Raw genomic sequence first — 14784 nt, 5'->3', positions numbered from 1 at the left:
ACGTGCCAAGGATTTATTAAGTTTGTTTCTTGAGGCTGTGTTTTGATTGTTTGGTGTCTTGAAAATAAGGGCTACCAATTGCAGCCCTTATTCGTTTCGGTGCCGTGTCGTGCCTCTTGACCTATTGTCTTGCGCGGTGGCTGGCAGCCGAGTCCCGCCTTTCTGTGAGTGCAGCCTGGCAGCTCGGGTGTTGGGCAATTTGGCTTGCTGTCCGTCCCACTGCAGGTTGGGAGATATATTGATAGGCAGTCACGTTCATTTGCTCCTGCACTTTGCCCCAGTCGATCTTGCCCTCGAAGGCGTCTGTCGCTGATCCAAGAGTTTTGGAAGCACCGTCGACCGCTCTATCGCCAGCAAGGAACCATGCGCCCCGATCCTGCCAGTCTTGGTAATTCCTGTGTGATAGCAGGTACAGAAAGTTCAGGCCGAACGGGCGTGTGTAAACCGCATAGCCGCCCATGTTGTTGAACGTCCTTGTGGAAGAGTTGTCTATCGCCGCTTCTGATACGTTTCGGGTATTCGGTGCGAGGTGGAAATTCACGAAACACCGGCTTTGGTCGGACAAGTCGTAAGGCTGCCCGCCCAGAAACACGTTCTTGACTTCTTCGCAGGAGCTGATCGGTGTTGTCGATTTGTTGGCACCGACAACGCGCTCGGTCCGTCCGGTGGCGCTAGATCTTTCGCTGACCCGCGACGCGCTTTGACTTCCTCGGCAGGCGGTCCGCTCAATGAGATGAAAGGAGGCCCCCAAGATTTCGTAGTCGTTGGGATTGCTGTTTAGCCGTTCGTCTTCTTTCGGTGTCAGGGGGTACACGGCAACCGAGTGTTTTTTGAGCAAGGCCAGATCGTTGGACAATTGGTTTGTTGCCCTGTCGCGGTATGCAAGGTCACGCATGTTGATGCGCTTTCCCAGATACTGGATTTCCGAACCGAACACATCCGCCCAGCCCGATTGCTCTTTGCATGCCTCTACTAAGGTTGCGTCATCAACGGCCTGCCAACGATTGCTGACATGTCGTACTCCTAGCCTTTCCACGGACAGACCGATTTTTGCCCATCTTTGAGACGTGCCCAACTGAGTGTTGATTCCTATTGTCTCGCTGGTCATGTACTCATTCGTGAGGCGGGCGTTCTTTAGGCAGGAGTTGAAAATAGCCTGCTCTAAACGCTGGACGTTGTCTGTGCCTGAAGCCGACGCCAAGATCGGTTGAGGTTCCTGTTGGCCTTCTTCACCGCACCCGTCGCATTCGCCACCTTCGCCCCACATGAAGGCGCTTGCTGATCCGTCGATGAATTGATTTAGGAATGCCTTGGCACGTCCCGCTGATGCCAAGTTCAATTCACCGCCCATGTTCTGTTCCATCATGGTCGCGGCTTGGTGAAGGGCGTTTGCTGTGTTTCGTCCCCACAATCCATCCAGCGTGCTGGCATACAGGCCGTACTCAGACAGTTGCGATTGAACTTGAATGCGGTCGCGTTCGCTGAGACCTTTGAACGCTCCTTCCAACATCTGCGTCGTTTGTTCGGAGATTTGCGCCTGTCCGGTGGTTTGGGCAAAGCTCGGCGCTGCCGCTGTGAACGCAAGAGTGGAAAGGGCAAGGAGTGTAGAAATTGTCAGTTTTTTCATGGTTTGTTATGCACCTGTATATTGATGTCTGATCGCTGGTATCGGTCTGCCAGCCTCAAATCTCGGGCGGTGAGATGTGAGGCTTGGCCTAGGGGTGCTCCCTACTGAAAAGGTGCTCCCGTCGTCCCTTGAGACGCCTTAGCTGCTGTCACTGGAGACTGTCGATTTTGTCATTATCATTTGCCTGTGTTTGATGTTGTCCGTGCGCGAGACTTGCTCGCAATGTCCTGATACCGCCAACCAAATGGGAGGCCGACGGAAATTATCTGATTTTTAGATAATCTGATTTCAAGATTATTGGAACCCTCGCTAGATGCGAGGGACCAAATGACAAAGACACTGCGTTCAGAGGGGCAGGTTGCTCTCGTAGAAGCGCTTATTCAGGCTCGGAAAGATGCTGGGCTTTCACAGGCGACACTTGCAGAACGGCTGCGCTGCCATCAGTCGTTCGTTGCACGCATTGAGAGTGGTCAGCGACGAATCGACGTTCCTGAACTTGTGATACTATGCCGCGCTTTAAACGCGGATCCAGTAGAAGTACTGGTGAAGGTTGCCGATTGTACGCCCCTCGACGCTCGGATTTAAATGGCTGATTTCATTTAAGGAAGACTGATTTTCGGGTTGGTTTTACCCGGCATTCGGGCATTCGCTTTGTGACGGTAAAGACAAGTGTAAGGCGCTTGGCTCCTGTAGGGTTGAACCTCATTCGAGATTGCTCACCGCACAAGGCCAATTATCACTATCGTTTGGCGTGTGGTTTGCTAGTGTGATCGGGAATAACAAAATGTGTGCCTTTGGACTGAATAGCATTGAATACTTCAGAGACAAATTTTCACTACCGTGATGCGATGCGGCTACTTTTCATACTGACCAGTATGTCGGACGCCCTGGAGGGTGAGGTATCGGATGGCCACCCGTCCCACAAGTTCAGTGGTGAGCTAAAACTCATGAAGCTAGACTTCTATGTTCGGTACCCGGACTATCTGGCCAACCAGCTCCTAGAGCAATACCGAGCGAGCGGAGGCGTCAAGTTCCTGCATCTTGCTCGAGAAATAATGGTGGGAGAAGAGCCTGACATTCGCACCATTCTGATGGTTCGTTGGAGGTATGGCGCATATGAAAGAATTGAAACTGCTCTATCTATTCTGGAGGCACCAGGTCTCATTAGGGCGGTTCGGGACACTCAGGCTCCCGGGAAACCTTGGACATACCTGATTTTTCCGAGCGCTTTTAGCGTCGTAGCAGGCGCAATAAATCAACAACCCAGTTTGGCGTGGTACATGCGCCAGATCGACGCCATCAAGTGTCTTCCCAAGACAACTGGGAGCGCGTTGAAGGATGCCCAATATTCCGTTCCTGAGTATGAGAATGCGGCTATTGGAAAGCCGATACCGAGTATTCGGAATAAGGTCATTAATCTATTGGAGCAGCTAGATGCTTGAAGCGAAGAATGCTCTTTCATTGGAAGAGTGGTATGCGGAAATTGCTCGCAAGTCGGGCGTAGCGGTTAATGTTGTGAAGCAGGTTCATTCTGAATACGGTGTTGAGCCTCAATCTGCGATCCCAGAAAGGAAAGCAATTCGGTTTCATAGAATCAAATTCTCTGGCACCAAAACAGGAACTGAGGATGATGGACCGTTCGCCTTTGAATGGGAGGGGCTTCGGGCTGGACTTTTTGGGGTTTTTTCCGAAGAGGTCAACTTGGTCGGAAAGTCCACAATACTCAATCTCCTTTACAGCGTTCTAAGAGGGAATTTTGAGAAGGTTTCTCCAGTCACGATGCACTGGATCGATCAGGTTGAGGCTGCATTCTCGATAGGTGCATCAGATTATAAACTCCACGTGGAGTCTCTTAGCGACCCTGTGTCTGGCCAAGCTATTCTATCTCGTGATGGCGGCGACAATACCAATGTTGTTTTTCAAGGTCCCTTATCTGACCTTAGTGAATTTATGGACCAGTTGTTCATGAGGGAACTTAGCTTTGACAAGATGTACACGACGCTGAAGAAGGAGAAACTAGTTCCTCACGGTTGGCCTGCCATGGCTTCGGCTCTCTTTGTTTCCAGTAGCGAAGGAGCAATCGTAGGTGACCACATTGCCGGATACTCTCAGAGACTATTGCAAACATTCATCGGTTTGCCTTGGGTTTCCACCCAAAGCCGAGCATCTGCGATGCACAAAATTTTGCTTAAGAAGTCCAGCGATAAAAAAGCCAATAGTTCGGAAAACAGTTCTTCCAAAGCTTTGGAAGAACTTAATCGCCAGTTGGGTGAGCTGCCTGAGAGAACGGAATTGGAGCGTCAGGCACGCCTAGATGAAGATGAAATGAAAAACCTCACTAAAGACGCCGTACACCTTCAAAGCGATCTTAATTCTACGGGCCTATCCATCAGTCGAAAAAAAGCTGAGCTGGAGATGTTGCGTTCAGAATGGGTGAAGCTGAAAAGGTTGCTTCAGGCGAAGATAGAAGAGCAAAATGCGGGTCTGATTTTTCGAAAACTTGAGCCGGTATGCTGCCCGTCGTGCGAATCAACGAGTTTTCGCGAAGTCGCCGAGATGGCGCAGCCTGGAGATAGCTGCCCTCTCTGCAAAGATAGCAGCCCCAACAAAGCCGATTTAGAAGACTCCGATTTTGTGCAACTGTCTACAGAAATTGACGAAGCAGAGGGTCAAATAAACGTAATTAAAGAGGAAATAGTATATCTAAGAAAGGATCGTGAACGGCTTGAAAGTCGACTGTCGAAAACAGTTAAAGACCAAGGTGAGTTGGAGAAGAAACTTTCAGACTCTGATCATCTTTCTGTTCAAGTCGCGAAGCGATCCGCACTTGAACTGGCAATCAAGGAGCTTGGTGCTGCCATTTCAAGCGTTCCGAAAGTAGTTCAAGACTCAGACCTTCTGTCGGTGAAAATCTTGGATGAAACTCAGAAAGCAACGAAACAAATGTTTTCGGAGCAAGAAGAGCAGCTCTTCAAGGACGCATCTGAAGTTATTAGGGGCGTAGCTACTAAGCTGGGAGTAAAGCACCTGAAGCAGGTGGAGTGGACATCAAGTAAAACAGCAATCCACATTGCTGATACCGACACTACATACACAAAACTCAGTCCCGGTGAAAAGCTAAGGTTCCGTATAGCGGCGTCAATCACGATTGCGAAGATTTCAGCGCAAACAGGCCGAGGTCGACATCCTGGAATATTGTTCTTTGACTCGGCTAAGTCCGAAGAAATTTCGGACAACGATTTCGATGAGATAATGCGGTCAATATCCGAGTTGGCGGACGAAGATGATGATCTTCAAATCTTCATTTCTTCTGTGACGCGGAAAGACAGTTTTGAATCTAAGAGATTTGCTGACTATAAGCTGGCCAAAGGTGATGAGTACTTGTTTTGAGAGGTTCTGCGAGTGAAACTTGGGAGCCGCTAATAATAGACGCTTTGCTTAACGATAGCGCGCTCACGGCTGCCGAAGTCGACATCACGACTATTCGGGAGCTATGGTCTTCAAGGTTCCGCCGCCCCCCGTTGTCTGGAGCTTTTCTACACTGGCTATCTGAAGCACCAGTGTTCGAAGGTCAGAGCTCATTGTTATGTGAGTTATTAGGAGATGCAACAGACCCTGGAGGTTTTGCGTCTCTTTCAAATGCATTCATAGTCTCGCCAAGTTTTCGTCTTGCGTTCCTCTCAAACTTTCCTGAGGCAGTTGACAAGCTGATGGAGATTTTCAGTGACCGGAGCCTTTTTGCGGCTTTGCGGGGCCAAGCCTTGCAAGCTGTTGCCATTCTTGCATTGCATAGCCCGGCTCACTTTCGTCGCTTGCGTTCAACCTTTTTTTCGATTGCTGACGACGAGGACGAACGCTTCATCAAATATGTGTCCGCTATAGTAGGTGCTTTGTCGCATCATGCTGACTTGAGTGAGGCAGAAGCACATTTGGAGAGGTTTCTTGAGTGGCGTGAAGCAGCTGCAGAAGCGCGTTTCCAGCTTGGCCTAATCAAACTTCGAGAAGGTTTGGATTCCTCTAGTGCTAGCGATGCCGTTGATAATTTTGAAGCTGCTAGGTCTCTTTTTTTGTCTGACGATTCAGTGGAATCTGGACGAACCGAGGCTGAGCTTTTTTCCCTGTGCCTGAGTTTTCTTCTTCAATGTCATAGAGAAAAGTCTTTTCCGAGTGCTGGCGACTTGGAGAGCTTGAGGAGGTTATCATTCCAGTTTTTTGCCTATCACGATCAGAGTAATTCCCATAACAAGTTTGTTGGTTCGGAAAAATTGGCCGCAACCCAATGGATAACATTTGCATCCAAGCTCTGCGATCTATCTCGGTCTCTGGAAGACGAAATCTGGTTGGAAGCTGCCCGTGTGATTGAGGAAGAGTTGTTTTTTCTTCTTTCAGCTTCTTCAACGATTTTTGGGCGTGACAGTTCTGGTAGCATTGAAGACATTGTTTCACCGCCAATTGTGGGGCGTATCCAACGTTCAAACTATCAGTTAGCGGCCACCGCTCGATGGCTGAAGTCTGCGGGGGAAAAGGAAGGGGACGATAACTGGCAAGCTATCTACTCTGATATTAGCTCTCGACTTAAGAACGGGGTGCTCAGAAACCCCATGCAGGTATCAGAGCAGGCGCTAAAAACTGATACCGTAGGCCTCATATTTGGCGCAGGGAGTAGTTGGACTGAGGAATCCATTCAAGAGGCAATGGTGCTGGCTGGTGACCACTTTAGAGCTAAAGTACCCACCCCGGCTCGCGTGGCGATCTTGGAGCATGTGGCAGGTTATCTCAGAACATGTGACGAGAAAGATGACATAGTCAAATTCCCACACGCGACGTCAACATTTTTCTACTTGCTCGACGTTCTAATAGGATTCATCTCTGAGAGACTAAACTCTCCAAGAAGAACGCTTAGTGATCTCGCTTACCTAATGAAGGAAGAGGTTGAAAATGCTAAAGAGGAGCACTTTCAGGAAGACCTCCATAGCTATTTGCTAGGTCGAAACGGCGTCAACTTGTCATACGAGCCCCGAATGCTTGGTGGTGGAAGGGCCGATATCGTCGTGAACTCCGAGAATATTCAAACCGTGCTGGAGCTTAAGAGGACCAAACAAGCAAACACGTCTGCTGAAACGGCAAGTAAGTTTGCACCTCAAGCAACGACCTACCAAGCAGCTCAAACAAATTTCTGTTTTCTAGGCGTTTTGAGCTTGGGTGATGTGCAGGGCGAAGTGAGTGATTTGCGTGACTGTATTCAAATTTCGAGATGGAGGCCAGTTGGTGGTGAAACCAGTTACACAGTTACGTTGTTTAAGCTGCAGGGAAATCGAGTTACTCCCTCGGAACTATCGAAGCGACCAAAGCTGGGCACACCAAGTCACTGAGGTTGTTAGCCTGCTACTGAAGTACAATTTTTCCAAATTACGTTCCGTGGAAAGAGGTCCTGACTTGAAAATCCGAGTTATTTCAATTGCTTGAATGTTTATTTTTGGGTGACCAGCGAAAGTTATACAAAAAATTCGACACTCACTAATAACCACTTGTTTTCATTATTGGTAATGTGATTGAAAATCCTCGTGTCGGTGGTTCGATTCCGCCCCCGGGCACCATTTCCAACAGGTAAGCTACTGTTTCCCTTCAGCTTTAACTGGAGCTGATCAAGGGCGTAGTACATGCTGGAGAACAAAACCGTTCCCTTCTCATTTGTAAAAGCAGGGGTCTTCTACTTCACACGACGGGTCCCGAAGGACCTCGATCACCACTATACCACCGGAAAAATATCGTTCTCGCTGCGGACAAGATCAGCAGTGGTTGCAAAGTCCCGAGCGCAAAGAGCTGCTCAGCAACTGGATGAACACTGGTACCATCTACGCATCCAAGACGTAGACCTACCGGGCAAGCATCTTCTGAGGATGGGAGCTGCCGCCGAGTTTGGGTCTTCGATGTCATGCACCGATCAAGCCAGCGTTGACGCCGTAAAGCTCTCAGAAGCTGTGTCAGTCTATCTGCAGCTGAAGGGGCAAGGACGTCCAATCACCTTCCACAGGGCTGCTGAGCGGTCGTGTGGCTATGTCTTGGATGTCTGCGGGGACAAAGACATCAGAAGCTATACCAAGGCGGATGCCAATGCGTTTCGCGACGAGCTGGTGGAGCGAGAATTAGCGGGTAGCAGTATCACCCGCATCTTTGGGACCGTCAGATCAGTCATCAACTTCGCTGCTTCTGAAGCCGGTATCACACTGACCAACCCATTCGCTGGTGTGTACTACGACAGAAGTGCCGGTGTCGAAGATCGTGAACCTATGCCAATCGAAGCGATCCGCTCTCTGCAATCCAAATGCCGGTCCCTTGATGACGACTTGCGATGGCTGGTTGCTTTGGTCTCGGACACAGGGATGCGGCTTGCAGAAGCTGCGGGTTTGCTCAAAGAGGATTTCGAGCTGAATGACCCATTGCCTCACGTAGTTGTCCAAGAGCATCCTTGGCGTCGGCTGAAGACATCAGGCAGCAACCGAAAGGTGCCTCTGGTCGGGGCGTCACTATGGGCCGCCAAGCGCTTGCTCTCTAAGAACACTGACAGCCAGTTCGCTTTTCCCCGGTACAACAAATCGAAAACCACGAACGCTAATTCTGCCAGTGCCGCGCTGAACAAATGGATGAAGCCATATGTACCAAGCCGTTGCACCATGCACAGCTTTCGTCATTCGATGCGTGACAGGCTTCGCGCTGTCGAGTGTCCGTCCGACATCGTCGACCAGATAGGTGGCTGGCAAACCGAAGGCGTAGGGCATGGATATGGCAAGGGCTATCCGCTTGAAGTGCTGAGCAAATGGCTGGAAGCAACGGCATAGCTCCAGCATGTACTACGCCCTTGATCAGCTCCAGTTAAAGCTGAAGGGAAACAGTAGCTTACCTGTTGGAAATGGTGCCCGGGGGCGGTGTTCTATTCCCGTTACAGGCACCTTCTTCAGGCCTCCCGTCAGCAAAACAAGGGGTATCGCGACAGCCAAGCCAAGGTCAACAGGCGCGTTGTGTACTACGGTTTGTACTACGGCGGCGCGAAGACCCCATTGCTGGCTTGGCTCAGTGCGATTCCCGGGGGCGTACTCACATTGCGTATGCTGGAGCGGCGCTTATAGTTGTTTGCTGGAGTGCTGGGTGGCATTGAAGCCATGGGGGGAAGTGCGAACGCCCCGATATATGTTGAGGCGCTCACATTTTTCTGGCTCAAACATCCGCGATGAAGCAGGAGTCGTCCACAAAGCCGATACCACCCCAAGTCATTGTGAAAGCGTTGCGACATTCAGTTTTACCTGTGGTGACTTCCGCAACCCCCATGTCTGCCAACCCGGCCTTGAAGGTTTCGTGGTTGCGGATGCGGCGTCGAAAGTTGGAAGCGTCATAGCCAAGAGTGGACCGCAGTTTGGTGAACGGCAACGTCCCTTCAGGATAACCATCGAAGAACCTCTCGATGTAGGTCAACGCCTCTTGAACCTTGCCTTTGGGTTTGCTCTTGCTGGGCTTCCATGCCCTGATCTCGCAGCCGGGGAAGACCTTGGGTAGTAGTTTACGAATTCCTGACCGCTTCGGGGCGATGATGTAGGCGTTGCAGGGACCACACTCGGAGCCGCTGCCCAGCCTGACTGCGGATCGACACAAAGCCTGCAAGATGTGGTGCATGTGTTCTCCTGCGGCCATCTCTTCCACGAGGGTCTTGGAGAACTCGCTATCATTCGCGATGCCGCAATAGTATCGCGCTTTCACCTCATAGTCTGTCTCCGGGTGGTTGTTCATACCTGCCAATATGACGTTCTGGATATGGCGATACTCGTTCGTTCCCTGATGCTTGCCCCAGTTGAGGAATCTAGCACGGTCGGGGTTTGAACTGAGCAGTCCCCTGATCTGATCTGGAATGGCCCCATTCTTGACCCCCTTATGATACACAACCAACCACTGCTCCTCGGGCTTGCTGTCGATCAGTTGGGCAACCTCCCTAGCCAGAGCTTCACCGTTCTTCAACCAAGCGTTCTTCCCAGATCCCTTGTCCATGACGTGGACAGTGAGGTTCCCGTAGCTCTTGGCTGCTGAGGGCAGTCGCACGAGGTTCCCCAGATGCTCCTCCCAAAGCTCATAGGTCGCACGAACACGCCCAGAGGCGTCGAGGATCACCATAGGGGCCAGATCGTCTGGTATCGCGTCTCGGCTGTCGAGCGCAGTGATGACCGTGGAAGCGTTGTTGGGCTTTCGTAGGAGAACGCATCGCCCTGAAAGAGTGTAGAGGGCGTCGAGATAGGAGGCATGTCGTTGCTCCAGGCCCCGACGGGCAGACAACAAGCTGACCCCTGTGGTTTCTTCGACGTCAGGCCAAGTGCAGATCCCTTGACCACCTGATGTTTCAAGTTCACCCTCAAGCCTCTCGATCAGCTCAACCAGCGCCGGATGTAAGAACCTCAGCGGGTCACGCAAGGACGCAAGCTGATCCGTGTTGAGGGAGACCACCTCGTTGCGAAGCATCGCCTCATCCCATACCCGGACAGCGCGGACCTGGCCCTGATACTGGAAGATAACAGCATCCCTGAAGCTACTGCGGCAACGGCTCATGACCATGGCGTGGGTGGTGAACAGAACACGGGCCTCGCTTGGCGGTACAGAACTCAGAAGGTTGACCTCTTCGTCAGAAGTCAGGACCGCGAAGTCAGCCCTATTGAGGTTCATCTCCTCGACCAGACGTTCAATCTCCTCCAGCCGGGAGACGCAAAGCAGGACCGCCACGCTGTCATGACGTTCAGACCTCAGGAGATGCTGGACGAAGTGGATCAACGTTGTGGTCTTCCCAACCCCGGGATCAAGGCTGGAGAGGGAGAAAACGGGGGGCGCTACCCCTTCAGCCATAGCGACCATAGCAGCTACAAGTTGGCTGAACGCTATCTTTGCGTCCTGTGGCGGCTGACCCTGTCCACGCCGATCCAATTCGGCAAACAGGCTAGACGTCACAGCTTCGAGCAAATCGCTGGAACCGTAGCTGGTACAATCTCTATAGAAGGGTCTTAATGATAATTGTACCACCGAGGCAGACCCATGCTGCAAAGAGCAAGCTGCCCCAATGGTCTGAGCAGATGCTAGAGCCATAGGCTTTTCCTTAACTGTGTTTTTATGAGATGGGGGAGGAGGTCGAAGCGGGCTCGCCTATAACTTCCCGGAAGATCACCCGGACAGGACGAGAGCCTGAAACGACATCGGGTAACTTCAATGGTGGGCCTCAATCCAAGTTCAAACCGACAATGGGTTGGTCTTGAAACGTCAAGAATTGTTGGGTCTTGGATGATAGGTTCAGCGGGCTCAAGCTTTCACGCAACCCAGCATTTACTCAAAAGAAAACCCAGACCAATTAGCCTGGGCTCACTCTTGTTTCCCGAAACTGGCGTTATTTGATCACCCGCGCTCTAGGCGAGCAGATCATAGACCGCGCTCCCAATCTGCAAATTGATCTGATCCTGTCCCTGACCATCGACCAATGCCCAGATGATCTGGCCTGTAGGTTTGTAGATAACGAACCCTTCCTGCACAGCATCGTCGCCTGAGCGTTCGCCAGCGTCGTTCTCGGTATGCGCTAGGTTCACCTGGAAGTCGCTGGCCGATGCAGCACTACCGCCCCAAAGCAGAACATCGCTCTCGGCTGACGCATAGTCCTGAACCCAGTCGGACCCGTGCCCCTCCACACCAACATGGAAGAACTTATCCGCCCCGGACCCTCCGTTGATCCGGTCGTGGCCAAAGCCTCCGTTGACAAAGTCATTTCCCGCGCCACCGAACACTAGATCACTGAAGGCCGAACCGGTAATCACATCGTCGCCGTCCTGGCCTTGGAGCTCATCAACCCCAGCGCCGCCCGCGATGGTATCGTTGCCGTCCTGGCCAAACACCAGGTCGTTGCCAGCCCCCGCATCTACAGAGTCGTTGCCTTCCCCGGCATAGATTACATCACGCAGATCGTCGTCATGGGGTCCGCCCAGAATGGTGTCGTCGCCCGCACCACCGTTGAGCGTATCAGACCCCGAACCACCGTCCAAACTGTCGTCACCCGCGTCGCCCAGCAAACGGTCATTGCCGGAACCGCCATCCAAGGTATCTTCGCCGTCTTCGCCGAACAGTTCGTCGCTATGCCCGCCGCCGATCAAGCTGTCGTTGCCCGCGCCTCCTGTCAGGCTGTCATTGTCTGGCTCGCCAAACAGCGTGTCGTTTCCTTCACCACCAAAGAGCCGATCTACGCCGTGTCCGCCAAAGGACAGGTCATCACCGGTCCCGCCAGCGATCAGATCATTCCCGTATCCACCGTTGGACGTGTCATTGCCATCATTTCCTTGCAGTGTGTCATCGCCATCATTGCCGACAAGGCTGTCATTGCCTGCTCCACCTTCAAGCAGTTCCGTGGCAGGGCCGGAAATCACGGTGTCATTGCCATCCTCGCCAAACAGCTGCGAACTGCCAAAATCAGATGTCGTGATCAAATCATCACCGGCACCGCCAAAAACCTGGTTAGCCGTCGTTTCGACGATAGTGTTTGCAAAAACATTGCCTCTGACGGTCCCTCGGGGAGCATCCGGAATGCTACGCACACCGATGCCGATATCGTCGCCTTTCTGAAAGACCTCGATACCGTTTTCGCGTACGTCTCCTTCGAATAACAACGACAGTTCGCCGGTCGGTTCAGACTGCAGACTGATCCCAAAGCGCGTGTTGCCGTCGACAAGCTCGACAACAGCCGCGCCAAGCAGAACTTCGTTTTCAATAACAACAGCGTCCTGCGCGGCAAACCCTGTCAGGACATCGCCGTCAAGATCAACGCTCGAACCCATGACCACATCGCCCGGTGCCTCGGCGTCAGACAGGTAAATCGTGTCCTCCCCTTCGCCGGGGTTGACCAGGTTACTCCCACCTTGAAGGATGATCTCATCGCGCCCTAATCCGCCGGTCACGGTGGAATTTACACCACCATAGATCAAATCATCGCCTTCGCCGCCGGAAAGCGATGCATCCCAACCACCGCGAAGCGTGTCCTGTCCGGGGCCTCCTGAGATCACACCTCGGTTGGCGTAAAGGGTAATGTGGTCATTGCCATTGCCGCCCAATACCGTTGCATAGTCGCCAGGGCCGCTGATCGTGTCATCTCCGTCTCCGGCGATCACATGGTTGAAACCCTCACCGAAAATCGAGTCATTTCCGGCACCTCCGAGGATCGTATCTGGTCCACCGACCCCAGAATCAATCGTGTCATTGCCAGCAAGACCCTCAATCAGATCGCCACCACGTGTACCTGAAAGGGTGTCGTCGAGTTCTGTTCCGAAAAAGTGGTCACCCAAAATGACGGGCGCATAGGCCGAACCAAGCGCCTGCACTCCCTTCCCATCAATAACAGTCAGGCGAACACCAACAGAAGCATCAATGTCTCGTTCCGTGAGGGTAAATGAGGTTCCGGTTTCACCAGCTATGTCCTCGCCTTCTCTTGTCCATTGGTAGGATTGGGAGGCGACACCATCCGGATCTGACAGATCTTCTACAATCGCCGTTAGAGTGGCCCCAATTCGGATTTCGCCTTCAATACGAACCGAGCCCGTTGTGGCACCATTGGTAGCAAAAAGTTGGAACTCAATAGTTGGCTCTGTCCGACTGTGCCAGCCAACCAGAACGGAATTGGCCGTTGTCAGAGAAACCGAAGGATCGAAGGCATCATCCAGACTAATTCCTATGGTTCCAGACTCGCCAACGATTTCTCCTCGAACACTAACATCCCAAGCCTCATAAGCGACCTGAGTGTAAGTTGAGCCAAAGCGAGCAATTTGGTCGTATTGCGGATCATACACGAAGTCAGGTAGCAAAGCCCTGTAGCCACGACTGTCCGTATCGCCAACAATACTACCATCCAAGTCAAAAACTGCGCTCAGAATGGACCCGCCGGGAGCTGACGACCCCGAGGCAGGGCTGCTGTAAACGTAGTAGTACTGTTCCCAATAGGAAACGAAAGTTTGATCCGTCACGGGCACAATGGCAACGGCCTCAGTCGTACCATAGCCGGAACTGCCACTCCTTTCTCGCTCTCCGTAAAAGACATTACCCATTTCGCCGGACAGATCTTCGAAGACGCGGAAGGCGGGAACATTTTCGGATACCCAACCCGCGACAATCTCGCCGCTTTCCAGCGCCTCCAGAACGACCTTCTGGGCCGTGTCGTCGGGGTTTCCGTCCATATCGTTGGCGCTGACAATACGCCGCAGACCAATTTTAGCTCCCTCCGGGTCAAAGGCTTGGGCATAGATCACCCGATCGCCATCACCATCTTCAGCCTGCCAGGCGATCATGTAGGATCCATCTGGCAGGGTAACGACATCGGGCGCACTCTGATCCAGAACTGCCGGGCTGCTCACCCTCGTTTCTACGCCTAACTTTTCTCCATCTACATCGAACCGTTGCGCGTAAACGCCGCCTTCACTGCCGTCCTGACCTTCGGACGTCCAGGTGACCACAAACCCGCCGGTTTCAAATCCGGAAACAGCGGGCTGCCATTGGTCGTTGTTTGTGTAGGTGTTGATCCGGAACTCTTCGCCAACCCGGTCGCCATTGGCGCTGAACCGTTGGCCATAGACTCCTTTGCCACTCGTGTCCTGCCCGTCGCTTACCCATACAATGACGAACCCACCGTCCGCCAATGCCGCAACCGAAGTCTGATCTTTGTCGTATTCTGTGTCAGTACTAGCGGTGCTCCGTTCGGACAAAGGAGCAAAGGCGGGGGATTGGAGTGTCATCTGATGCCCGTCGTTTCTAGTTTTTCATAGGTCACGCCTTGGCCGCGTAGTGCTGAACTGATATCGGAGCTAGGAACAAGTCAACCCAAGAATAGTAGTAGACTGTCGTTCTACTGAGAACGTCCGTCGTTTCGATTAGATGCAGGTGTTACAAAAAGACGCATTAAGCAAGAAATAGGCCAGTCATTTCGACTAATAATTCGCGTGACCACTAGAACCTACCCAGGCATTTTTCTAAAATACTTAAGTGCGGCAACATTAAATCAAGCTGTGCAGTCTCCTTAGGCTGCATGATTACATCCGAGCTATGATGTAAAATTACATCCCATAGCTGAAACTATATTGACCGCGATCCTTCAGGTTGCTTTA

At 52.1% G+C, this 14784-nt stretch carries 7 protein-coding genes; 4 read left to right on the top strand and 3 right to left on the bottom strand.

The genetic code is table 11. The features are described 5' to 3' along the window. Positions 1–121: 121 nt before the first annotated feature. Positions 122–1627 (bottom strand): hypothetical protein, encoded by a 1506-nt coding sequence (locus tag K3727_17220; GenBank protein UWQ90491.1) that lies wholly within the window; start codon positions 1625–1627, stop codon positions 122–124. Between the two features lie 327 nt (positions 1628–1954). Here K3727_17220 and K3727_17215 point away from each other — a divergent pair, with 327 nt between their 5' ends. The 4 genes from K3727_17215 (at position 1955) to K3727_17200 (ending at position 8466) form a co-directional block, all read left to right on the top strand. Further along, entirely contained in the window at positions 1955–2212 is a 258-nt protein-coding gene (locus tag K3727_17215) for a helix-turn-helix domain-containing protein (GenBank protein UWQ90490.1), read from the top strand. Between the two features lie 849 nt (positions 2213–3061). Further along, positions 3062–5017, top strand: coding sequence for a hypothetical protein (locus tag K3727_17210; protein UWQ90489.1), 1956 nt, complete (start codon positions 3062–3064; stop codon positions 5015–5017). Between the two features lie 44 nt (positions 5018–5061). Continuing rightward, complete coding sequence (locus K3727_17205) at positions 5062–6999, top strand: hypothetical protein (GenBank protein UWQ90488.1); 1938 nt, start codon at positions 5062–5064, stop codon at positions 6997–6999. A gap of 288 nt (positions 7000–7287) precedes the next feature. Then, positions 7288–8466: a tyrosine-type recombinase/integrase gene (locus K3727_17200; GenBank protein UWQ90487.1), complete on the top strand. Its 1179-nt coding sequence runs from the start codon at positions 7288–7290 to the stop codon at positions 8464–8466. A gap of 376 nt (positions 8467–8842) precedes the next feature. Here K3727_17200 and K3727_17195 read toward each other — a convergent pair whose 3' ends face one another. After that, positions 8843–10435: a hypothetical protein gene (locus K3727_17195; protein UWQ90486.1), complete on the bottom strand. Its 1593-nt coding sequence runs from the start codon at positions 10433–10435 to the stop codon at positions 8843–8845. A gap of 623 nt (positions 10436–11058) precedes the next feature. Then, the gene (locus tag K3727_17190; protein UWQ90485.1) at positions 11059–14415 is read right to left on the bottom strand and encodes a hypothetical protein; all 3357 of its coding nucleotides are present in this window, start codon (positions 14413–14415) and stop codon (positions 11059–11061) included. Positions 14416–14784 lie beyond the last annotated feature (369 nt).

Source organism: Rhodobacteraceae bacterium M382 (assembly GCA_025141015.1).
GTDB classification, from domain to species: domain Bacteria; phylum Pseudomonadota; class Alphaproteobacteria; order Rhodobacterales; family Rhodobacteraceae; genus Aliisedimentitalea; species Aliisedimentitalea scapharcae.
The sequence above is the reverse complement of the archived record's forward strand: the minus strand, read 5'-3'. Positions and strand labels throughout refer to the sequence as shown.

Bases quoted from the DNA above. Each gene is read 5' to 3' on its own strand.
- K3727_17220 (UWQ90491.1), bottom strand. From the start codon at position 1,627: ATGAAAAAACTGACAATTTCTACACTCCTTGCCCTTTCCACTCTTGCG.
- K3727_17200 (UWQ90487.1), top strand. From the start codon at position 7,288: ATGCTGGAGAACAAAACCGTTCCCTTCTCATTTGTAAAAGCAGGGGTC.
- K3727_17190 (UWQ90485.1), bottom strand. From the start codon at position 14,415: ATGACACTCCAATCCCCCGCCTTTGCTCCTTTGTCCGAACGGAGCACC.
- K3727_17210 (UWQ90489.1), top strand. From the start codon at position 3,062: ATGCTTGAAGCGAAGAATGCTCTTTCATTGGAAGAGTGGTATGCGGAA.
- K3727_17215 (UWQ90490.1), top strand. From the start codon at position 1,955: ATGACAAAGACACTGCGTTCAGAGGGGCAGGTTGCTCTCGTAGAAGCG.